Annotated in this window: 22 protein-coding genes and 1 pseudogene; 13 read left to right on the plus strand and 10 right to left on the minus strand. The window is 44.3% G+C overall.

The window, feature by feature from the left end; all coding sequences use genetic code 11:
• Positions 1-184: 184 nt before the first annotated feature.
• Together ACVA54_RS07460 and pepT are read left to right on the plus strand one after the other, a co-directional pair.
• The gene (locus ACVA54_RS07460) at positions 185-1,045 is read left to right on the plus strand and encodes a DUF6279 family lipoprotein (RefSeq protein ID WP_446579407.1); all 861 of its coding nucleotides are present in this window, start codon (positions 185-187) and stop codon (positions 1,043-1,045) included.
• A gap of 195 nt (positions 1,046-1,240) precedes the next feature.
• The gene (pepT, locus tag ACVA54_RS07465) at positions 1,241-2,470 is read left to right on the plus strand and encodes a peptidase T (RefSeq protein WP_446649497.1); all 1,230 of its coding nucleotides are present in this window, start codon (positions 1,241-1,243) and stop codon (positions 2,468-2,470) included.
• An 83-nt stretch (positions 2,471-2,553) separates the two neighbouring features.
• Here the strand turns inward: pepT and ACVA54_RS07470 are convergent, their stop codons facing one another.
• Positions 2,554-3,012, minus strand: a complete 459-nt coding sequence (locus tag ACVA54_RS07470; protein ID WP_099079044.1) for a dCMP deaminase family protein — start codon at positions 3,010-3,012, stop codon at positions 2,554-2,556.
• A gap of 347 nt (positions 3,013-3,359) precedes the next feature.
• On the opposite strand from ACVA54_RS07470, the gene vmeY reads away from it, so the two are divergent.
• Positions 3,360-4,487, plus strand: coding sequence for a multidrug efflux RND transporter periplasmic adaptor subunit VmeY (vmeY, locus tag ACVA54_RS07475; RefSeq protein ID WP_099079043.1), 1,128 nt, complete (start codon positions 3,360-3,362; stop codon positions 4,485-4,487).
• Between the two features lie 8 nt (positions 4,488-4,495).
• Positions 4,496-7,648 (plus strand): multidrug efflux RND transporter permease subunit VmeZ, encoded by a 3,153-nt coding sequence (gene vmeZ / locus ACVA54_RS07480; protein WP_119464407.1) that lies wholly within the window; start codon positions 4,496-4,498, stop codon positions 7,646-7,648.
• 97 nt (positions 7,649-7,745) lie between these two features.
• Here vmeZ and ACVA54_RS07485 read toward each other — a convergent pair whose 3' ends face one another.
• Together ACVA54_RS07485 and arfB are read right to left on the minus strand one after the other, a co-directional pair.
• On the minus strand, positions 7,746-9,515 hold the full coding sequence (locus ACVA54_RS07485) for a methyl-accepting chemotaxis protein (protein WP_099079041.1): 1,770 nt from the start codon (positions 9,513-9,515) through the stop codon (positions 7,746-7,748).
• Positions 9,516-9,584: 69 nt separating this feature from the next.
• A complete protein-coding gene (gene arfB, locus ACVA54_RS07490) occupies positions 9,585-9,998 on the minus strand; it encodes an alternative ribosome rescue aminoacyl-tRNA hydrolase ArfB (protein ID WP_099079040.1) in 414 nt (137 codons plus the stop codon).
• A gap of 75 nt (positions 9,999-10,073) precedes the next feature.
• Here arfB and ACVA54_RS07495 point away from each other — a divergent pair, with 75 nt between their 5' ends.
• Positions 10,074-10,673: a beta-phosphoglucomutase family hydrolase gene (locus tag ACVA54_RS07495; RefSeq protein WP_099079039.1), complete on the plus strand. Its 600-nt coding sequence runs from the start codon at positions 10,074-10,076 to the stop codon at positions 10,671-10,673.
• Between the two features lie 317 nt (positions 10,674-10,990).
• Here ACVA54_RS07495 and ACVA54_RS07500 read toward each other — a convergent pair whose 3' ends face one another.
• Both ACVA54_RS07500 and ACVA54_RS07505 read right to left on the minus strand, forming a co-directional pair.
• The gene (locus tag ACVA54_RS07500; RefSeq protein WP_446649498.1) at positions 10,991-11,464 is read right to left on the minus strand and encodes an FKBP-type peptidyl-prolyl cis-trans isomerase; all 474 of its coding nucleotides are present in this window, start codon (positions 11,462-11,464) and stop codon (positions 10,991-10,993) included.
• A 14-nt stretch (positions 11,465-11,478) separates the two neighbouring features.
• A complete protein-coding gene (locus ACVA54_RS07505; RefSeq protein WP_119464409.1) occupies positions 11,479-12,111 on the minus strand; it encodes a thiol:disulfide interchange protein DsbA/DsbL in 633 nt (210 codons plus the stop codon).
• A gap of 265 nt (positions 12,112-12,376) precedes the next feature.
• Here ACVA54_RS07505 and ACVA54_RS07510 point away from each other — a divergent pair, with 265 nt between their 5' ends.
• The gene (locus tag ACVA54_RS07510) at positions 12,377-13,000 is read left to right on the plus strand and encodes an OmpA family protein (RefSeq protein WP_099079036.1); all 624 of its coding nucleotides are present in this window, start codon (positions 12,377-12,379) and stop codon (positions 12,998-13,000) included.
• Positions 13,001-13,102: 102 nt separating this feature from the next.
• Here the strand turns inward: ACVA54_RS07510 and ACVA54_RS07515 are convergent, their stop codons facing one another.
• The 4 genes from ACVA54_RS07515 to ACVA54_RS07530 form a co-directional block, all read right to left on the minus strand.
• Positions 13,103-13,462: a glutaredoxin family protein gene (locus ACVA54_RS07515; protein WP_099079035.1), complete on the minus strand. Its 360-nt coding sequence runs from the start codon at positions 13,460-13,462 to the stop codon at positions 13,103-13,105.
• Between the two features lie 112 nt (positions 13,463-13,574).
• Positions 13,575-14,117: a hypothetical protein gene (locus tag ACVA54_RS07520; protein ID WP_099079034.1), complete on the minus strand. Its 543-nt coding sequence runs from the start codon at positions 14,115-14,117 to the stop codon at positions 13,575-13,577.
• Complete coding sequence (locus ACVA54_RS07525) at positions 14,104-14,649, minus strand: YaeQ family protein (RefSeq protein WP_099079033.1); 546 nt, start codon at positions 14,647-14,649, stop codon at positions 14,104-14,106. Before ACVA54_RS07525 ends, ACVA54_RS07520 begins: the two co-directional genes overlap by 14 nt.
• Positions 14,650-14,723: 74 nt before the next feature.
• Entirely contained in the window at positions 14,724-14,933 is a 210-nt protein-coding gene (locus tag ACVA54_RS07530) for a cold-shock protein (RefSeq protein ID WP_005375625.1), read from the minus strand.
• Positions 14,934-15,303: 370 nt separating this feature from the next.
• Here ACVA54_RS07530 and ACVA54_RS07535 point away from each other — a divergent pair, with 370 nt between their 5' ends.
• Positions 15,304-15,564 carry an alternative ribosome-rescue factor A gene (locus tag ACVA54_RS07535; RefSeq protein ID WP_099079032.1) on the plus strand — a complete coding sequence of 87 codons (261 nt, stop codon included), beginning with the start codon at positions 15,304-15,306 and terminating at the stop codon, positions 15,562-15,564.
• Between the two features lie 22 nt (positions 15,565-15,586).
• Here the strand turns inward: ACVA54_RS07535 and ACVA54_RS07540 are convergent, their stop codons facing one another.
• Complete coding sequence (locus ACVA54_RS07540) at positions 15,587-16,750, minus strand: threonine/serine exporter family protein (RefSeq protein ID WP_446596436.1); 1,164 nt, start codon at positions 16,748-16,750, stop codon at positions 15,587-15,589.
• Positions 16,751-17,067: 317 nt separating this feature from the next.
• On the opposite strand from ACVA54_RS07540, the gene ACVA54_RS07545 reads away from it, so the two are divergent.
• The 6 genes and pseudogenes from ACVA54_RS07545 to ACVA54_RS07570 form a co-directional block, all read left to right on the plus strand.
• Complete coding sequence (locus ACVA54_RS07545) at positions 17,068-17,814, plus strand: outer membrane lipoprotein-sorting protein (RefSeq protein WP_099079098.1); 747 nt, start codon at positions 17,068-17,070, stop codon at positions 17,812-17,814.
• Positions 17,815-17,855: 41 nt separating this feature from the next.
• Entirely contained in the window at positions 17,856-19,085 is a 1,230-nt protein-coding gene (locus ACVA54_RS07550; protein ID WP_446579415.1) for an ABC transporter permease, read from the plus strand.
• On the plus strand, positions 19,075-20,310 hold the full coding sequence (locus ACVA54_RS07555) for an ABC transporter permease (protein WP_099079029.1): 1,236 nt from the start codon (positions 19,075-19,077) through the stop codon (positions 20,308-20,310). The genes ACVA54_RS07550 and ACVA54_RS07555 overlap by 11 nt, the downstream gene beginning before the upstream one ends.
• Positions 20,310-21,023 (plus strand): ABC transporter ATP-binding protein, encoded by a 714-nt coding sequence (locus ACVA54_RS07560; RefSeq protein ID WP_099079028.1) that lies wholly within the window; start codon positions 20,310-20,312, stop codon positions 21,021-21,023. The genes ACVA54_RS07555 and ACVA54_RS07560 overlap by 1 nt, the downstream gene beginning before the upstream one ends.
• Positions 21,016-22,233 carry a hypothetical protein gene (locus ACVA54_RS07565; protein ID WP_446642072.1) on the plus strand — a complete coding sequence of 406 codons (1,218 nt, stop codon included), beginning with the start codon at positions 21,016-21,018 and terminating at the stop codon, positions 22,231-22,233. Before ACVA54_RS07560 ends, ACVA54_RS07565 begins: the two co-directional genes overlap by 8 nt.
• Before the next feature lie 142 nt (positions 22,234-22,375).
• Positions 22,376-22,524, plus strand: a pseudogene (locus tag ACVA54_RS07570) (CHASE3 domain-containing protein); the annotation flags it as partial.
• Between the last annotated feature and the right edge of the window lie 175 nt (positions 22,525-22,699).

Below are 22,699 nucleotides of genomic sequence, written 5' to 3' on the forward strand. Positions count from 1 at the left end.
TAGTTTAAATTGTGAGCTAAAATGTGCCCTAATCCACTTTTTTGCCGATAATTGTGATCAAAAAGCTAATTTTAAACTCTATATACTAAAAGGGTGGCAATGATCCGTTGCCCGAAGGGGGTAAGTTTGCCGCTTACAGATTGAGTATAGAACTTAATCGCGAGAAAGGGAGTGTGTAAGTGCCATGAAATTACAGTATTTTTCTAATAAAGTCGGTCGTTATGGCATAATTTTGATGTCTATTCTATTGTTCGTTGGCTGCACAAAGAAATTTTTTTACAGCAACATTGATTGGATTGTCATTGAATATTTAGACAACTATGTCTCTCTTGACGCTGAACAGGAGTCGTTACTGGAAGAGCGAATTTTGTTATTGGCAGATTGGCATAAGAAAGAGGAGTTACCAGTCTATATTGAGCACTTGAAGTCGTTAGAAGTGATACGGAAAAGAGAGGTAACGTTTGATGTGCTGCAAAAAAATCGCGACATGGTACGAGCTCATTACCAACGCCTTGTTTCCAAAGCGGCACCAGACCTTTTCTCCCTCAGCATGCAGCTCACTGAAAAGCAGCAACGAGAGTTTCTTGATAGTGTTAAAGAACGATATGAAGAAAAAGATAATAAATATGCGGGTAAGCCGGAGCAGGAATTAAGAAAAATGGTGCTCGATAATACGGAGGAGTGGATGGAAGAGTGGATAGGGGCATTGTCTAGTGAACAAAGAGCGCGAGCAAAACAACTTTCTGAAGAGGTTCTCATTAATAGCCAATTATGGCGTAACTACCGCTCTTCAATATATCAAGAACTTAAATATCTTTTTGATAATAAATCCAACCGTTCTGTTTATCAGCAAGTCTTCATGCAGTTATTGTTCGAACCGGAAAGTTATTATAGTGAACAATTGAGTAAGAATATTAATCATAATATCGCGCTCACCGATGAATTCACATTGGATATATCTAACTCGATGAGTGATAAGCAGTGGAAATATTTTCATAATAAAGTAAGAGAATGGCGCGAGTTAGCGGAAGAGTTAATGGACTGAATTATTTACAGGGTCCAATAGTTTATAATGATTCATTGTGTTCATATCTACCTTGTGAACTTTCTATACAAAAAATGATTCAAAGCAATTTCTTATTATGCTATGTGCGTAACATGCATGGAGAAAAATGTTAGATAGGCTCATCGTAATACACTGAACAGCGATAGCCTTTACGCCAAAACAATGAGAATTATTATGAAGCATTTAGTTGACCGATTTCTTCGCTACGTCACGTTCGATACCCAATCAAATCCCAATGAAACCGTCTGCCCTAGTAGCCCTGGTCAATCGGTGTTTGCGGAATATTTAAAGAAAGAAATGTTAGAGCTTGGGCTTAGTAGTGTCACGCTCACTGATAACGGCTATCTAATGGCAAAGCTACCATCCAATGTTGACTATGATGTTCCGGCTATTGGTTTCATTGCCCATATGGATACTGCGCCAGATGCTTCTGGGAAAAATGTCACTCCCCAGTTTATAGAAGATTACCATGGCGGTGATATTGCGTTAGGTTTAGGGAATGAAGTGTTATCACCAGTGCAATATCCTGATTTGCATGAGTTACATGGTCACAATCTCATCACCACTGATGGTACGACATTGCTCGGCGCAGATAACAAAGCTGGCATTGCTGAAATTCTATCGGCTATCGCTATGTTGATTGAAAACCCAAGCATCCCACACGGCGATATTTGTGTCGGTTTTACCCCAGATGAAGAGATTGGCCGTGGTGCAGATTTATTTGATGTGGAGAAGTTTGGTGCGAAGTGGGCTTACACTGTCGATGGTGGACCACAAGGTGAGTTGCAATACGAAAACTTCAATGCAGCAAGCGCCGATGTGATTTTTCACGGCGTGAGCGTTCACCCAGGCACAGCAAAAGGTAAATTGGTTAACGCAATGAATTTGGCCGCCAAATTCCAAGTGCAAATGCCAGAAGATCAAACACCAGAGGCGACAGAAGGTTACGAAGGTTTCTTCCACCTCAAATCGGGTGAACTTGGTGTCGCTCGTAGTGAACTAGGCTACATCATCCGCGATTTTGACCGTGAAGGTTTGGAAAGCCGTAAAGCTTTCATACAGAAGCTTGTGGATGAGATGAATGTAGAGCTAAAACACGGTTCGGTTGAATTGAAGCTAACAGATAACTATTACAACATGCGTGAAATGGTTGAGCCGTATCCACACATCATCGATTTAGCGAAACAAGCAATGGAAGCATGTGATGTGGAACCGCTCATTAAGCCTATTCGAGGTGGCACAGATGGTGCGCGTCTGTCGTTTATGGGCTTGCCTTGTCCGAACATTTTCACTGGTGGTTATAACTTTCATGGTATCCACGAGTTTATCTCGGTTGAGATGATGGAAAAATCGGTACAAGTTATTGTGAAAATTGCTGAATTGACGGCGACAAAACAAGCTTAACGAACTTGAGACAAGTAATAAGGCCCAGACATTGTCTGGGCCTTATTACTTTCTAGTCATTGTTTTCTTTGTCAATGATTTGATTAACGGACGTCATTGTCTTCAATCTTATCAATTGGTAACCAGTCAACTTCGACGCCTGCTTGGTCGAACATGTCTTGGCTTACTTGTATCTTATCTGCCCAGCGAGATAAGAAGTCTTCTGATTGTTCCGGGCAATGCACGCGAGAGATCCCCGTTTGGATTATTTTTGCGGCACAGTTTGGGCAAGGGAAGTGCGTAACCCAAATATCACAGCCATCCAAATCACGTTTAGAAAAGAGAATTGCGTTCTCTTCCGCATGTAATGTTTTTAGGTACTTGAGTTCCCGTTCGTCCGTATCCACACTGTCAGAAACGCCATGAGGGTAGCCGTTAAAGCCGACGGAAACAATTCGGTTCTGATTAGTGATCACGGCACCAACTTGTGTCGATGGGTCTTTACTCCAAGAGGCAACCAATTCGGCCATTTGGTAAAAACGTTTCGCCCATTTAGAAATCATACTTATCCTCTCGGTCGAAGGCTTTGAATTAGCTGAATGATAACGTATTTTTTTTAAAAAAATAGGCAAATCGCACTATGTGGCAGAGAAGTTTGCATTTTTTAAAACTTCCGAATCACGCTTTGTATCAAAACTGCTACCTCTACAGTGGAAATCACATCAGTTTCACACTGTAGCAAGAGCCTGTTTCCAAACTATTTGGCTTATAGTATCGCCAATTTATAAGTTGATTATCTGCCTTACACTTTGATACATTTTCCTTTGATTATCTTGAAGTTTTCGGACAAATACCCCTGTATGGTTAAGGTATTTTCAAACGAATCCTGTTCCATAAAGACGGTAAATACATGCAAAAGAAACCACTCGTCGCACTAATGGCGGCAACAGCTATCCTCGCGGGTTGCGGAGAAGCAAATAATGCCCAGAAGGGGTCGCAAGCTCCTCTTGTTGTGACGCAGGATGTCACAATTATTGACTACCAACCGAGTAAGTCTTACATCGGTCGCATTGAAGCTTTAGAAGATACGAATATCACGGCACAAGTCTCCGGCTATCTTGAAGCTCGTCATTTTGACGAAGGTCAGATGGTGGAGAAAGGGCAATTGTTGTACTCCATCGAACCTTCTTCTTTTGCCGCGCAAGTGGCGAGTGCAAAAGCGGCGCTAGCTCAAGCAAAAGCAGCCCTAAAGAAAGCGGAACTCGACCACCAACGTGGCAAGAATTTGTTGCCACGTGGCAGTATCTCTCAATCTGAATTCGACGCCTTGACGGCTACGTTGCTTGGTGCTCGCGCAGAGCTTGAGGCGGCAAACGCTCAGCTCAAGCTTGCAGAAGTAAACCTTTCTTACACCCAAATCCGCGCACCATTTAGCGGTCGTATCAGTGACAGTAAAGTGAGTACCGGTGATCTGCTTTCGCCATCTTCTGGCATTCTGACCACGCTAGTGAGCCTAGACCCAGTACATACTTCATTCAGCGTGAGTGAGCGTGAACGTTTGTCCCTAGGTATGGATGGCATTAAAGGTGACGGCAGTGCAGAGTCGAGCAGTGTCGAGGTGCAGTTAGAGCTAGAAAACGGCGAATACTATACGCATTTAGGACAGTTAGATTTCTTGGGCAACCGAATTAATACCCAAACCGGGACGATTGCGATGCGAGCGCTGGTACCAAACCCAGAACAGCAGCTTCTTCCTGGCCAGCATATTAAAGTCAATTTGCGTGATAAGAATGCGAAAGATGTGCTCGTAGTTCCTCGTCGCGCAGTTCAAACGGATCTTGAAGGTAACTTCGTGATGGTGATGGCTGAGGGCAATATCGCAGAGCGCCGCAATGTTAAATTGGGCTCTCAGGTAGATCAAGGCATCATCATTAGTGAGGGTCTAAAGAAGGATGAAACGGTGATTACGCAGGGTCTACAACGTGTACGTAACGGGGTAGAAGTGCGAGTTCAATCTCCTGACCAAGATAAGAAGTAGGAGGGGCAATGCTAAGTCGTTTCTTTATTCAAAGACCGAAATTCGCACTGGTTATCTCGATCATATTGACGTTGGCAGGAGCCATCTCTTTAGCGATCTTGCCGGTTGCTGAATATCCAAAAATCAGTCCGCCATCGGTGAGTGTGACGGCATTCTACACAGGTGCAAGCGCTGAGGTGGTGGAGCAAGCGATAGCTGACCCAATAGAAACCTCGGTGAACGGCGTAGAAAACATGATCTACATGTCTTCAAAGAGTGCCAATGATGGTTCTTACAGCCTGAACGTAACCTTCGATGTGGGCACTGATCCAGACATGGCTCAGGTTAACGTGCAAAACCGTGTCTCACAAATTGAGTCAAAATTGCCTCAAGAAGTGCGCATGGTAGGTGTTACGGTTAAAAAGCGTTCTCCGGACTTGTTGATGGTTCTGAACTTCTACTCACCAGACGGTAAGTACGATGATAAATTCCTCATCAACTACATCAACCTGAACGTAAAAGACCAGTTGGCGCGCGTCAAAGGTATCAGTGAAGTTAACGTGATCGGTGGTGGTGAATACGCGATGCGTGTTTGGTTAGACCCAGAAAAAATGGCTAACCTGAACCTTACTACGACAGATGTTTACTCAGCATTGGCGGAGCAAAACGTGCAGGTCGCGGCTGGTCGTATCGGAGCTGCGCCGTACAATAACCCTCAAGAAGTTCAGTTCAACCTAGTGACCAAAGGTCGTCTAGAAGGCGTGAACGAGTTTGAGGATGTGGTGCTTCGCGCCAATCCAGATGGCTCTACCGTTTATCTAAAAGACGTTGCACGAGTTGAGCTTGGTAAGAAGTTCTACGACGGTAACGGCAAGTTCCGTGGTCAAGATGCGTCTATCGTAGCGCTGTCACTTCAGTCAGATGCAAACGCATTGGAAAGTGGTCAAGCGGTAATGGCGTTACTCGATCGTTTAAGCTCCAACTTCCCAGAAGGCATGGCTTACGAAACCAGTTACGATACAACCGTGTTCGTTGCAGAATCGATCAAGGGCGTAGTGAAGACGCTGATTGAAGCGATCTTGCTTGTAATCGCGGTGACGTATCTGTTCTTAGGCAGTGCGCGAGCAACCTTGATCCCAGTTGTCGCGATTCCTGTTTCGCTTATCGGTACGTTCGCCATCATGCAGGCAACGGGCTTTACCATAAATACGGTAACCCTGTTCGGCTTGATCCTCGCCATCGGTATCGTAGTAGATGATGCGATTCTGGTTATCGAGAACGTGGATACCACCATGGCGAAAGATCCAACCATTTCTCCGCGTAAAGCAACGTTGCTAGCGATGAAAGAGGTAACGGGCCCAATCATTACCTCGACATTGGTTCTTTTGGCGGTATTCCTACCTGTAGCCATGTTGCCGGGAATTACCGGCATCATGTATCGTCAGTTTGCATTGACGATCTGTATCTCGGTAATGATTTCATCTATCAACGCGCTAACGCTGTCTCCAGCATTGTGTTCGTTGGTGTTGAAGCAGGGCGGTGGCAACACGGCAAGTTGGTTCCAAGCATTCAACCGTGGTCTTGAACGCGTCACAACGCGCTATGGTCAAATCGCGGGCTTTCTAGTGAAGAAGTCGTTGCTAGTGGTTACCTTTTTCTTCGTAGCGGTAGCGGCAGTCACTTTCTTCGCGAAAACAACCTCAACCGCATTCGTACCTCAAGAAGACAAAGGCATCTTGTTGGTGAACGTTCAGCTTCCGGATTCTGCATCACTGTCTCGAACTGAGGAAGTAACCAATAAGCTGATGAAAATGGTTGAACAAGAGCCAGGAGTCGATGGTGTCACGGTGGCGAATGGTTACTCATTCATGACAGGTGCAGCAGCATCGAACGGTGCGTCTCTGTTCATCAAACTGCATGACTGGGATATGCGTAATGGACTAGACGGCGAGCACGCAGCAAATGCGATTGCGAACCGTATTAATGGTCGTGCGGCGATGGAACTGCCACAAGCGATTGTATTCGCTATGGGGCCACCGGCAGTACCTGGTATGGGCGCGGCATCGGGGTTCGAGTTCGTACTAGAGGATACGTTAGGTCGTAGCCGTACTGATTTGTCGATGGTAATGGGTGAGATGATTCAGGCGGCAAACCAAGCGCCAGAAATTGCTTACACCTTCAGTACTTTCCGTGCAAACGTACCACACTACTATGTCGATATTGACCGTGAGAAAGCGCAGCAGTTGGGTATACCACTGTCGTCTATCTTCCAAACATTACAAGGTAATCTTGGCTCACTGTACGTGAACGACTTTACCATGTTTGGTAAGAACTTCCGCGTCACCATGCAAGCGGACAGTGAGCACCGTAGTAGCATGGGAGATCTGGCGCGTTTCCACGTGCGTTCTTCAAGCGGCGATATGGTGCCACTAAGTACACTAGTCAGCTATGAGCAAGTGTTTGAACCCGATGTCGCATGGCGATACAACATGTACCGCAGCGCGATCATTCAAGGTCAACCAGCGCCGGGTTACTCAAGTGGTGACGCAATTTCAGCAATGGAACGTGTTGCGGCTGAAGTGCTACCGCAAGGTTACACGTACGAATGGTCGGGCATGGCTTACCAAGAAGTACTGGCAGGTAACCAAGCCATTTTCGCGTTTGCATTGGCGTTGATCTTTATTTACCTGTTCATGGTGGCGCAGTATGAGAGTTGGAGTATTCCTCTGGCGATCATCCTAGTGGTGCCAGTGGCGACGTTAGGTTCCTTCCTCGCATTGAACTTGACTGGAACACCGCTCAACTTGTACGCACAGATAGGGCTTGTTCTGCTTATAGCGCTCGCGGCGAAGAACGCAATCCTGATTGTAGAATTCGCCAAGCAAGAGCGTGAAGAGAAAGAGGACGAAATTAACAGTGCAGCGGTACAAGGTGGTAAGCTTCGTTTCCGTGCCGTAAACATGACATCTTGGTCATTTATCTTAGGTATCTTTCCATTGATCTTCGCGTCAGGCGCAGGTCATGTGAGCCAGAACTCACTGGGTATCTCCCTCATTGGTGGTCTGCTCTGCGTACTTCTTGCTGGTACTTTCCTGATTCCGAGCTTCTATGCTATGGTGCAGAGAAAACGTGAGAAGATCCACGGTGGTAGCACTAAGCTGATCCCTCTGGATGATGAATAAGTATTGAGTCTACCCATAAAGAAAAGCCCGAAGCATGTGAATGCTTCGGGCTTTTTATTCTCAATTGCTGTCTCTATATCAGATTGGCTAAATCGAACTACACATTACGGGTCTTAAATACGGCAACCGCATTATCCATCTCTTGAGCTTGCGTGGAGACAGAGTTCACTTCATGCAAACACTCTTGCGCAGACTGCATATTGGTTTCTGAAATAACGTTCAATTCGGTGATGGAATCACTCACTTGGTTCATCACAATGCCTTGCTCTTCGATCGCAGAAGCAATACGTTCTGAGTTACCTTGGATGGCGTGCATGTCGGCAATGATTTGCTGCAGACTCGAATCCAGTTGTTCAGATGCTTGCAGAGTTTGTTGACCCTGATCGTTGCATTGGTCGATATCCGCAACCACCATCGACATCTGAGACTGAATGTCAGAGACCACATGCGTGATATCTTCTGTTGATTGATGAGTGCGGCTTGCTAATGCTCGAACTTCATCTGCGACAACCGCAAAGCCACGCCCTTGCTCGCCTGCTCGTGCCGCTTCGATCGCTGCATTTAGCGCAAGAAGATTGGTTTGCTCAGCAATATCTTGGATGATGTTAACTGCGCCACCAATTTTGTCTACGTGCACATTCAAAGAGCGAATGGATTGCTGGCTATTGGAAAGAATGCTCGTCAGTTGACCAACGTTTTTTACCGTTGTTTCAACCACGTCGCGACCTTGTTCAGCGTTGTTTGCGGCTTGATGGACGCCTTCGACTGCCACAGAGGTGCTCTCTGAAATTTCACCAATGGTTGCGACCATTTGCTGAACCGCCGTAGCCATTGAAGAGGTGTGATCGGTTTGAGTATTAAACTGTTCTATTACCCCCTCAAGTTCACGATGCATGTTATCTGTACTTGCAGACAGCTGAGTTGACTTCTCTTTCGTATCATGAATAAGGCACTCTAGCTTATTGAGTAAATCATTTAGATGATGACTGATGTCTCCTAACTCGTCTTTACCTGTTAATTCTGAGCGTAAGCTAATATTGTTACTCACACTGATATTTTGGATAGTGTTTAACAAAACACTGACGCGATTGTTAATTGATCGGGAGATTTGCCAGATAAGTACAACAAGCACAAGTAACACGATGGCCGTGAGTGCTTGTTTGATGATCGCCATTTGTGAATTGCGCTGCTCTGTGGCAGTGCCGATCAAAGAAGAGAAAGTTTTAAACTGTGCTTCTACCGTATGCGATAGGGAGCGAGTTTTGCCGAGCAATCCTTCTTTGTAACTCACACCAATGATTTGTTTTTGTGCTGCGACCTGTTTGGCACTATCCAACAATCCTGCAGCAGATAAACCTTGTAATAAGTTAGCATTCACCTCACCAGATTTGACGGCTGAATCGAACTCAATAAGAGCAAGAAACTGCGGATGAGTGGCACTTTGCTTAGCACGTAGCAATTGTTGTTGGTAATTGCCGATCAAGCCGCTGTCATTGTCGAGTCCGTAACGTTTATATGCTGTGGCTAGGTCTTGAAATCCACCATGGTAAGACAATAAGTCTTGCTTGAATGGCTGACTAGAAGGGAGTTCATAATGGGTTAGGATGTCAGCTAATTCTTTTTCTAAGCCAAGGAAGAGTTCCACATTCGCTTCAAATTTGTCGAGATATTTGAGGTCATTGCGAAGGAGGAAATCTTTCTCATTGCGTCGTAAATTGAGAAGTTGAATCTCCAAGTCACTGACGAGTTTAATCGCATGGTTTAATTCATTGGTCTGTTTGGCAAAGTTTGCTGACAACCCCAACAGAGCCACGATACCCAAAATGGCGATAGTGCCGAGAGAGTACAATTTTTGTCTAATAGTCATTTTTACATCCTGAATAATTGACCAAGGTAAGGAAACCATAGCCGGTCCCAATGCTAGATCTGACGTTTGCTAATGCAGCACTTTTTGGCGTTGCTGCTTTTTTGTCGCTTGCTTGTTTTTACTATCAAGCCTACGACGTTGTGAAGCACGAGTAGGTTTGGTTTTAATACGCTTTTTCTCTTGTCGGGCGGCTGATTGGATCAACGCTTGTAATCGATTAAGTGCGTCTTCTTTATTTTGCTCTTGTGTCCGAAACTGCTGCGCTTTGATGATAATCACCCCTTCCTTCGATATCCGGCTGTCAGAAAGTGCAAGTAATCGCTCTTTATAAAAGTCCGGGAGTGTAGAATGATGTACGTCAAAGCGCAGATGTATCGCAGACGATACCTTATTAACGTTTTGCCCACCATTTCCTTGAGCTCGGATGGGAGATAATTGAATTTCCCAGTCCTGAATTGTGACAGAGTTAGAAATTTTGAGCATAATTACTAGGCGCCATAAGAATTGTTGCGATGGATGATAAATTACCATCAGTGGTATATAAATAGAAGAATAGAGATGAACACAATAGATTTTAGTGCTTATAAGGGACTAATTTTCGATATGGACGGGACGTTGATTGACACTATGCCTGCCCATATGGCTGCATGGCAAGCGACGGCAGACCGATTTAATTTCCCATTTCATCAAGATTGGTTACATAGCCTAGGTGGTATGCCAAGCTTTAAAATTGTGAGTGAAGTGAACCGTGAACATGGCTTATCTCTCGATCCAAAAATCGTATCACGTTTTAAAATGGATACGTTTGCGGAAATGGAGGAGCACGGTGAAATTATCTCATGTACAAATATCGTGTTAGAAAGTTTTTTAGGTAATAAGAAAATCGCAGTAGGCACAGGCAGCCAACGCGATTGCGCTTTGCGCTTACTCGCGAAGGCAGGTATTCTGAGTAAACTTGATGCCGTTGTTACCGCTACGGATGTAGAAAGACATAAACCGTTCCCTGACACATTTTTATTGGCTGCAGAGCAATTGTGTTTAGGCGCTGATGAATGCGTTGTATTTGAGGATACAGAGTTAGGTAAGCAAGCTGCTCATGCCGCGGGAATGGATTGTGTAATGGTGGAAAGCGGCAAGTTAATTTTCCACCCGAAATAATTAAAAATAGAATAAACAAAGGATGCCGTTTAAAATTAAACGGTATTCTTTATTGTTTCATATGACGGTATCTCGATGATTTAAACTAGCCCTAAGAAGTAAGAAGATGATACTGGAAACACCAGTGTTCTTAACGACTCGCAAAGGCAATCAAACTCGCTTTAATTTGGCATTTTAAAATAAAATGGTGCTAGGCGTTGCAGCTGGCCGATACGAAGATGAAATGACGATAAGTTTGATTGCTTACTAGGTTTGGCTTGGTCTTTAGAAACTGGCAATAAAAACGCCGCAATCAATGCGGCGTTTTTGTTGGGCGATTATTGGATTTCCAACAGTTCAATATCAAAGATCAAGACGCTTGCTGGTGGGATTGGCCCCGTTCCGTTCTTACCGTAGCCAAGTGTGCTCGGTACGAATAGGCGGATTTTCTCACCCACGACCATATACTGCACACCTTCTTGCCAGCCTTTGATCACTTGATTAAGGCCAAATGAGATTGGCTCACCACGGTTTACCGAACTGTCAAAGACGGTCCCGTCGATAAGCGTACCATGGTAATGTACTTTTACTTTGCTGTTTGCCGTAGGGTGCAAGTCGGCAGTCCCTTTTTCTAGAACCAGATACTGAAGGCCGCTTTCAGTGGTAATGACGCCTTCTTTTTTACTGTTTTCTAGCAGGAATGCTTGACCCTTAGTAAAGTTTTCGTCAGCAACTTGGTGGTTTGTCCAAGTACGGTAAATGAAAAAACCAGCCAATATAAAAATAATTAGAGGAAACAGAAATTTAGACACATTTACTCCTTGTGTTATTTCGGTTGTTTAAGCAAATAGTTAATGGTTTCAGCCATCGCTTCGACAGTTTCATGTCCACCAGTGATCACTTGGTATTTACCATTGACGATAAAAGCAGGAACAGAATTGACCTGGCCATTAGTTGTGATTTCTTCCGCTTTTACAATATATTCAAACAGTTTGTCTTGCTGTGTCTTGTCGAGCTGATAAGGGCTGATGAGGTTACGAGATTCAAATGCTTTCTCTACCGCTGCTTGGCGTTCGTCTGCCGTCGCGTCTGCACTCATTTGAACGGCAGCGAAAAGATCCGCCATGAACGCTTTATCCGGGGTACCGTCAAGCTGCATTACTGCCGTATAGTAGATAATCGCACTGATTTGAGCGGTTTCATTAAATGTCACGTGTAGTTTTTCCACTTTTTGATCAGTGAGTGATTCGATTTGAGGGACGAAATCTTCCATTGAACGACAATGGCCGCAATTAAGAGAGAATACTTCACTCAGTGGCGCTAGGTTGTATTCTGCAAGAGAAACTGGCAATACCTCGAACTGCTTACCTTGTTGTGGCTGAGAATTGCCGTCATCACAAGCAGACAATGCCACGGTAGCGGCAACTAAGGCAAAAGCTTTGAAAATGGTTTTGAACATAATAACACTCTGAATATAACAGTGGAGGTTAGTTTATCGGTTAATGTGATCAACGAAAACTATTAATACGACTTGTTACACAATTGAATAATGTTTAGTTGAAACATTATCTAGGCGCACTGCCTCATTAGAGAAAGCATAGTGAGAAGCCGACGTTTGTCATTGGCATGATAGCTGCTAGAGAATAGGGAGCAAATGACTAATCATGTTAAAGTAATAACATGTTTGGTCGACATATAAGAATCTATCCTACGTTGGTATCGCTATGAAGCATTGGTTTTTGGTTATTTGTGGCATCTTAGCTGGTTGTGGCAGCATAAATTCAGAAATGGTTCCGGGGGGTAATATGTTAGATACCGCGCCTAGAACGAACTCGGAATTGATGCACCCAGAGTGGGGATACGTGGCAACACCCTACGTAGCATCAAATTGCGAGGTTCAACCCCGAACGACTCCCCAAGAAATGACGCAAGGTGCGACATCGTTAGAAATGTTCTTGAATCGACATCATATCGCTTATGAAGCGGTCAGTGGCGAGCACTTAATGGTGCGTTTAAAAGAGCAGGTTCATTTTCAAACGGGGTCTGCCCAACTTTCGCTGCAATCACAAGATTGGATTCGAAACCTTGGTCATTACTTAGCCGGAAGAAGCGACATAGACGTCGTGATTGATGGTCACACAGACAGCACTGGTCGTGCGATTTTTAATGACAGCTTGTCAGAAAAACGTGCTGAGGAAGTTGAAAAGCAATTGTTGGCGACAAACTTACCGCGTCAGCGTATTTTTTCTCGAGGGTTTGGTGAGTATGTTCCGCAGTGCAGTAACGCGACCTCTACAGGAAAAGCGTGTAACCGCCGTGTTGAACTCATGCTGATTGTTGGGCAGTAGCGAGTAATGTCTAATTCAAAGTATCTTGAACATTGAAAACAGAAAATAGAAAAGAGGCATCGGTAGGTGCCTCTTTTATATCCGCTAATGTTCTAGGGGGAACTAGGAAAATTCTTTTTCAATATAAGTGATGATATCAGAAGACTCATAAAGCCACTGTGTTTGGCCATCTTTTTCAATACGAAGACAAGGAACTTGTATTCGACCGCCACCTTGTTCAAGCTCCGTACGATGCGTTGGGTTGTTTTTAGCATCGCGCAGTTCGATATTGACAGATTGACGTTTCATCGTACGACGGACTTTTACGCAGAATGGACAAGCTTCAAATTGGTAAAGTGAATATTGCTTGGCTTTTTCGTCTATATCTCTCTGTGCGTCTTCAGAGCGTTGAATGCCTCGAGGAGAGAAAACCGCATTGAGCAATAAAATGATTTTTCCCAAAATCCAACGGATAAACTTCATAATGATCCCTTGCTGTTCAGTAGATGAGTGTCCTTATAGCTATGCAACGAGTAATGGTGCTGCACAGAAAGCGTAGTCTATCAGTTGTTTCCCTTTGACAAAACCATGGTTTTTATAGGGAAAAAAGCCGTTTTAGCCAGCCTAATATTCCTTTAGACGGAGCTGAATTTGCTTCCTTCCCTAAGTAGAAACTATGCATTAGATCGGCTCGAAATGCATCCAAATCTATACGTTTGATGATCAGTTCATGGTGCAATGTATGTTGAGTTTGCTCTGCATGGTCATGCGCTAGACTGAAATCCATATTTAGATAGCCTTGAGTGTATAGCCACATATGGGTGATAAGGGTAAGATCTTCCGCAGACTGGTTGGTAAACTTGTCTGCGTGCTCATCGCCCAAAGTATTGCTGAGTACTTGCTGCATCTGCTGGGAAGTGGTCGCGCTTTTTTCATACTGTGCGCTGGCTTCAATATGTGATTTGGTCAGCAGGCCTAACAAGTGTAGGGCAGGGGCGGTATCTGGCTTGTTTTCACATACCTTAGTGAACAAAGGCGCTTGCTCATTTGTCCAACGTCGCCTTGCCGCTTTGTGCTGTTCCATAAAGGGGATGTTCTTAAACCCCATATCTTGGATCAGCTGATTAAGAAGGGTCATGACTTTGCAACTCCTTAACCGTCACTTCGACATGCTGTTCGTTTAAATCAACAAAAATGGAAGAGCCGGTAATCATCACTGAAAGGCTAGAGCCTCGTTCAAGGTGTTGTGAAATAACGTCGATAGCGTCGTAGTCAAAGCTCGCCACGTTAACAGGTAGCATGCCAAACTTGCCCGCCATCTTCTCCCACCAGACAGATGCTTTGGTGTTGTAAGTATAGACTTTAACGTTCTTTGCTAAACGCGTTGCTTTTTTTACTCGTTCAGGTTCTGGTTCACCTATCTCAATCCAGTGCGTAATGCTTTGGTCAGCTTCAACGCACCATAAATCGGGCTCTTCAGTTGTTGAAAGTCCTTTAGTGAACGCCAAATTGTCTTGCGCATTTAGGCAGTATGCAAAAATACGTGCAAGCATACGCTGCGGTTTTTCTGAAGGGTGGAGGGCAATGGTCAGGTTTTTTGAATCGTAATAATCGTTGTTCATATCGGAAATAGCGATACGAAACTTGTAAATTGTCGGTTTAAGAGCCATGGGAAATATCAACAAATTGTAGGCAAAAAAATAGCCAGCTAATTAGCTGGCCATCATATCAAATTCTTTAAAAATTAAAGTACTTTGATTTGCTCTGCTTGAGGACCTTTTTGGCCTTGAGAGATCACGAATTCTACTTTCTGACCTTCAACAAGCGTACGGAAGCCGTCACCAGTGATTGCAGAGAAGTGTGCGAATACGTCAGGACCGTTTTCTTGTTGAATGAAACCAAAGCCTTTAGTTTCGTTGAACCACTTAACTGTACCAGTAGCTGTGTTAGACATATCTAATATCCTAAATATCTAATTTTTTGTGTAATCTTTCGCCTATTCGGCGCTTATAGCGTGGAAAAAATAAATTGCTATTGCGTACCACAGGACGGCGGAATCACAAGTAATCCAACGAAATGTGCAAACAAAGAACTTTCTTTCTAGCCGCGATCGAGTCTAGGTTAAATACGATGAGAGTCAACAGATATTAATGTTGAACGAACAAATATTTGTATTTTGTCACTTTTTACTCTGTATATTTTTGATGGAATTTCAAATAAATGGCGGGTTTGTGAACTTTTGTAGCAAAGCTTGGCATGAGTTCAATGGGTTTGACTAATTTGATGATTTATTATTCATGTGGTTGGACCATTAAGGAGGCTCTATGAAAAGCAAGTTGCCCGATCCTCTGGCAAATGAAATGGCACAAGATTTTGAATCTGGCAGAGGTGAAATTAAAGACAACACGTTGAATGCCGTTGTTACTAGCCCATTATTTAGGAGGAGAGTGGTGAAAATTAAAAAAGGAAAAGGCAGTTTTTCCAGAAAAGAGAAGCATCGAGGTAAAGAGTCCTATTCAAAATGCTCATTAATGTGGATTTTGAATAGGTTTCTTATTTTATCCCCAAGTAAGCTAGCATCTTGAAGTCACTTGGGAATACCCATCGTTATCGCTCAATTTGCGGCGAATAAATGGAATAGGCAGTAATTTGCCCGGCAACAATGGCAGAAAACATAAACAGAGCGGACAGACCAATACTTGGGATCGGTAGGATGGATTGCTCGAATACGGATTGTCCAGCACTGACCAGAACGCGACTGCCAGGTACGAGTATAATAATCCCTTGTATGATATAGATTGAACCGGTCAGTTCCATCTTTTTGGCGATCCAAGTACCATACAAAGTTATAAGAACGGTGGTTACCCAAGTTCCCACCACCCAACCGCTGTCAAAGCCGAGGTAGAGTGGCCCCCACATACCGAGTACTGCAACAGGCAGACCAAGCAAAATATCCACTGGTCGAGCGTTAAATATCACGCCTAAGCAGGCGGAGATGAAGAACAGTCCCCCGACGTGCATCCATGTTGGAACCTCATTGATATAGTCAATAGATTGTGCCTGTCCCCAGATAGATTCACCAATATTGAGCCCAATGGTGATGCCAACAAACAGCTTAATCAATGATAACGCGCACTGCCCCAATAAACTCGTGCCAGAAACCAAGTCGTTAAATGCCAAACATTCTAGCGCATTTGCAATGGATAAGCCTGGCACGAACAAAACAATAGTCGCAATGCATAATGCCCAAACGGGTATCGGCAAGCCTGTGCTTGATAGGTAGGCAACAATGATCCCTGTAAATAACGCGGCAACAAATTCTACCGCAATTGCACGACGATCACGGCAAACTTGCTGACAACCCCAAACCATTAAGCCAAGCAAAAACGCAAAGCCAATTGCTTCTAAGGTACTGCCAACCAACATTAAATATGCGGCCGGAATGCCCATATTTGCAAGAGCAATGATCCAATTTGAGTATGCGGGTGGTTCATGAACGGGTTCACTGCTGGGTTGGCTAATTTGAATGATGGTATTTGCGAGTAAGCTAAGGTTGATTGAAGCTGGCTTCAAACGCTTAAGAACGACAGCGTTGTTGTCATCGGGAAACTGGTAGTTAATCGCCGTTGGCGTGGCTTGAATCATGACATCGACACCATGCTTTTGTGCATAGTGCTGAGTGTATTTCTCTACTTTATACGGAGCACATCCGCTTCTGTGTAGTGTGTCGCCAATCTCGACGATCTTATTAATTCTGTATTGGGAAGGCATAATCTGATCGATAAAAATAATAGGGCCAAAATTGCGAGTAAACTAACAAACCTAAGCGAACTGAGCGAACCTTCAATGTGTTTTTGATTTGGTTTTGTGGACTGTGTCAGGCGTTTCTCGCCTAGGAGCCCTATGCGCAATCGGTGACGATAGATATCTCACGCGAAGCGTAATGTTTTGAGGTTCAATCAGCTTGATTAGAATTTGACTTCAACCTCGTACGACTATGCACATCACTTGCTATACTCATTTGAACTCAATGTTTTTGTTGTTATTTCTTGCTGCTTACTCATTAGCATTTGGCACTGAGGATGGTTATGCGTAAAACGGTTGTTTTTCTAATAAGTTGGTTTTGTTCTTTGACAGTTTACGCAGAAACTGCGTTTGAGATTGTCAAGAAATCCGATCTCGCGATGCGAGGAGATGCCAGTTACAGTGAAGCGACGATGGACATTATTCGTCCAGACTGGACTCGATCTATGAGCATGAAAAGTTGGACTAAAGGAACAGAACTTTCTCTGGTTTTAGTGACTGCTCCAGCGAAAGACAAGGGCAGTGCATCACTAAAGCGTCAGAGAGAGATGTGGAATTGGGTACCAAGTATCGAGCGCGTGATCAAAATTGCACCGTCCATGCTGAGTCAATCTTGGATGGGATCCGATTTCACGAATGATGATTTAATTAATCAGTCTTCTATCGTTGTCGACTATCAGCATGAACTCAAGAGAAAAGACAGTTTCGATGGCGATGCCGTTTGGGTAATAGAAGCGGTTGCGAATCCCGACGCGCCCGTAGTCTGGAGTAAGATAACATTATGGATATCAACATCGACATACTTACAACGTAAAGTTGACTTTTATGATGAGTTCGATGAGTTGGTCAATGTGATGACAACGTACGACGTGAAGCTGTTAGGGGGGCGAAAGTTAGCAACGCGGATGGAGATGCAACCCGTGGATGAACCGGGAAATAAAACAGTGCTAACGACTCATCAGGCTCAGTTTGATTTCGAGATAGATGATGGTTTCTTCTCTCAGCAGCAAATGAAATCATTACGTGATTGACGGAGTGATACGTTATCAACCAAGAGGAGGGGTAGAAAGCAATGCTGATAAAGCTGGCGTGGCGGAATTTATGGCGACAAAAGCGCAGAACTCTGTTGACTGCTTCTGCCTTAGCACTAGTGTTGTTTCTGTCTCTCATCACCCGAGCGTTCCAAGAAGGGAGTTATACTTCTACTATACAAAATACCGCCAAATTTTATAGCGGCTTAGTGCAACTGCAACATCCCGAGTTTGGAGAGTCGTCGAGCATAGATGATGTGCTACCACAAAGTGACGATTTCATCTCCTTCGCTCGAGGTAACGAAAATATCGATGTGATCTTACCTCGGGTGGAATCTGTTGCATTGGCCGCGAATGGCGAACGATCCAAAGGCGTGATGGTTTTGGGCGTCGATCCTGCCGCAGAAGATCATTACTCTCGCATCAGTGATAAAATTGTTGCAGGTGGCTTCATTTCTTCAGGTCAACCGTCTGTGTTAGTTGGTGGTGGCCTAGCCCAGTATTTACAGCTTAAAGTTGGAGATGAACTAGTGCTTTATGGGGCGGGTTATCGAGGTCAAACGGCCGCTGGGCTGTATAACGTTGCTGGGATACTTCATTTCCCTCTACAGCAGCTTGACTCGCAACTGGTTTATATGCCACTTGATGTCGCTCAAACCCTCTATTCTCTCAATGATCAAGTGACAGCGTGGGTATTGAACACAAAAAGTTTGCACACGTTACCTGAGACGGTTTACCAACTCCAACGAAGTTATGGTGAGGATGTGGCGGTGAAAGATTGGCAAGCACTCTCTCCGGAAATGGCACAGCAGATCGCGTTAGATAAAGCTGGCGGGATATTCTTGATCTATATCTTGTATGGGATGGTGGGGTTTGGTCTATTTGCCACCATCCTGATGACAACTTTAGAGCGTCAGCGTGAGTTTGCCGTTATGCTCGCAACAGGTATGTTACGTTCAAAATTGGTTGCGTTGTTGGTCATTGAATCAACGTTTATTTCCGTCATTGGTATTGTCATCGGGCTTTTGATAAGTGCACCTGTGTTGGGTTATTTTTATTTTAATCCCATTGAAATCACAGGCGATGCGGCGCAGTTGATGCGTGAGAGTGGCTTTGAACCGATAGTCCCTGTGCTGCTTGAGCCCCGTTTATTGATCGACCAGATCATAGTGGTATTAGTCATTGTGTTGTTGTGTTTGCTGTACCCAATCTCACGTTTGCTTCGTTTACCTGTTGCAAGCGCACTAAAAGGGGGCATGCATGCTAGTTAAATTGGCTTGGCGAAATTTGTGGCGCAATAAACTGAGAACGTCGATTATGTTGGGTGCGATGGTTTTTGGTCTAATGGGCGTTGTTGCGATGATGGGCTTTATGAATGGCATCGTTGATAGCATGATAAAAAATGCCATTTCATGGCAAACAAGCCATCTGCAAGTTCACCAAAAGTCTTATTTGAATAACCCCGAACTCAAAGCCATCATCCCTGATTCCCCTTCATTAACGAGAGATTTACTCAGGCAACCAGAAGTAGCCGCTATTTCGGCTCGCTTTCTAGTTGATGGGATGATCGCATCTGCACGAAGCACGCGTGGGGTGCGCATTAACGGTATTCATATTGAGCAAGAACACCGGATCACACCATTAGCCAAACACATCACTGAAGGGGAGTGGCTCAATGAAGAGGGACGTAATCCGATTTTAGTGTCCGCCAAAACGATGCAGCGATTGAATCTGCGTGTGGGTTCTAAGGTGATTTTAACGCTATCTGATGTTCATGGTGATGTTGCAGGTGCGGCATTTCGCGTAAGAGGTGTGTTCAAAACGCCTTCAAACACTTTTGATGAGGGAAACGTCTATGTGCGAAAAGCCGATTTAGAGAAACTGGCTGGCCTTTCCGGCGCACATGAAATTGCTATTCTTTTAAATTCCAATCAAAGCGATGTATTGAAGGTCGCAGAGTTTTTTGTTCGAGAGACTTTTCCTAAATCTGCATCGCACACACTAACGGTAAGATCATGGTCTGAAATTCAACCATTGCTTTCTACCATGATGAGCTCTATGGATATCTCTAACCAGGTAACGTTGGTGGTTTTTGTCCTCGCGATGACACTCGGCATTATCAATATTATGTTGATGTCGGTGTTTGAGCGAACGCGAGAGTTCGGTGTGTTAATGGCGGTAGGAATGCAAAAGCATAAGATCCGAACGTTGATCATATTAGAGACCCTGTTTCTTGGTTTGACGGGGTGTGCGCTTGGTTTATTTGGTAGTGTCGTGATGCTTAAAGTACTTAGTGTGACAGGCTTGTCGTTGGGTGGACTCGCGGAGGGATTAGGTGCTTATGGCGTGGATACCCTGCTGTATCCACGAGTTTCATTGTCGGATTATCAAATGATCATTATGGCAATTTTCATTGCGAGTCTCATTGCTGCCTTGTATCCGGCTCGACAAATTTTGAAGCATCAACCTGTAGATGCGATGGCGGAGAAAATTTAATGACCATTAAACTCAAGAAGTTGACGAAGACGTATAATCCAAACAGCGATTTTCCGGTTCATGCTGTCAAAGCCGTCAATCTGGAAATTAAGCAGGGCGAGTTTGTGGCCATAATGGGGCCGTCAGGTTCAGGAAAAACAACCTTGTTAAACATGATTGGTGGTATTGATTCGCCCACCTCTGGAACTGTTGAAATTGATGGCTGCTTCATCTCGGAGATGTCTGAAAAAGAATTGATCGCCTATCGCCGCGATAACATCGGCTTTATCTTTCAAGACTACAGTTTGTTGCCAGTATTGACAGCGTTAGAGAATGTAGAGTTTGTGATGCAATTGCAGGGGAAAACGGAGCGAGAATGCCGAGAACGTGCCAGTTCGTTGCTTGAACAAGTGGGACTGGCGGCCCAGATGAACAAGGTGCCAGGGAAAATGTCAGGCGGTCAGCAGCAGCGAGTTGCCGTTGCACGAGCGCTTGCTCCCAAACCTCGCTTTGTCATGGCCGATGAGCCGACCGCTAACCTCGATGCCAAAAGTACTGCTGAGCTGCTTGATATCATGGAGCAATTGAGTGAGCAAGAAGGGACAACGTTTATCTTCTCTACTCACGATACGAGAGTAATTAAACGCGCACACCGTATCATTGTTTTTGAAGATGGACGATTAGTGCGAGATTTCAGCAATATCGAAAGTGCGTCTGAGAGAACTCATGCATAAAGATAAGAAGAGCAATCACTGTCGCTATGATCAAGGGGTGTTTAGCTATGCGTTAATTGTGCCGTTGTTGGTGTTTTTCTCGACTCAATTATTGGCGAATGTGCCAGGCTTAGAACCGAAAAAGCAATGGGACTTGGACGGTTATATCAAATACATGGCAACCTATGCGCTTCCTGACAATCAAACGAATACTCTGGACCATTTAGTTCATAATCGCATCAACGTTGAGTATCGATTTTCCTCCGATTGGCGTGTCAATATTGGGATGAGAAACCGTGTCTTGTGGGGAGATGCGGCAGATTTTCCCCTCTATGCAGATTTAGTTTCACTAGATAACGGCTATTTTGATCTGAGTAAGAATTGGCGTGAAGATGGCGTTATATTTAACACGCAACTTGATCGCTTCAATATTTCTTGGCAACGAGAGGACTGGGGTGCGAGAGTGGGACGGTTTCGGGTCAATTGGTCAATGAACACGGTCTGGAACCCGAATGACATCTACAATGCATATTCAATTTATGACTTTGATTATGAAGAGCGAGCTGGCACAGATGCGATTATGGGCAGCTACCACCTTGGCTTCGCAGATGGGGTGGAACTGGTGTTCGCACCTGCTAGAAGATCTGGGCAGGACAGCACGGCTTTACGTTATTTCGCCAATCAATCGGGTTGGGACTATCAAATGATTGTTGGACGATCGCGCTTGGACTATGTGCTCGGATTCGGTTTTTCGACGGATATATATGATGCAGGGCTCCGCGGTGAGCTTAGTTGGTTTGACCCAGTTGACTCTAACTATCAGGGGACACCCACACAGAAAACGGCGGTAGCAAGCGTTGAAACTGATTATAGCTTCGGTGGGCAAAGAAGTTGGTTAGGCCGTTTCGCGTGGTTGTACATTTCAGAGCCGCAAGAAGTGACCAGTGCGCTCACGTACCTCAATCTCCCATTGGATGCCAAAACGTTAAGCTTCACCCATCATACTTGGTACAGTGATCTCAGCTTCGATCTTACGCCACTGAATCGTCTTACATTGTCGGCTAGCTATTATGATGATCATTCCTATTTTGTTGGGCTATCGAGCAGCTACTCTTTGGCAAATGATTGGCAATTGTTGACCGTTATCCAGAATTTCGGTGGAAGCCGTAACAGTGTTTTTGGCGAAGAGCCGACAACCTTGTTATTTGCCAATATTAAATACAGTTTTTAAATTAGATCATAATGCTTAATTTAGGAGGGAGGAGCATTTTCTAAATGCAATGCCTCGTTTTTGCAGTAATGTCAGAAGCATATATTTAATATTAACCTAAATGTCGTTACATTAATGGCTCATCGTTGTCAGGAGTTTATGGATGAACCTTACGATATCTGGGAAGTTGCAGTTCAGTTTTGTGTTGCTAGCGGTACTTTTTTAGTCTCAGCGGCATTTACTTATCGAAACATCAACACGGTAGATCAGCATGCATCGCCCTTGCTGGTTTCCGATTTACCTACTTTCGATAACTTCGTTAACTTTTCGTTTCAAAGTAAGTTGATTGTAGAATAACTACTTATCGAAAGTTTAAGCTTTGTTCTCTAGCGTTTTTCCTGAGCTAACTATTATCACTTACTTATTGTGATTGGTATAACGTTTAGCAAATGCGACTTAAGCGGAATTAAGTCAGAAAGGAGCATCT

The organism is Vibrio sp. PNB23_22_6 (genome assembly GCF_052877535.1).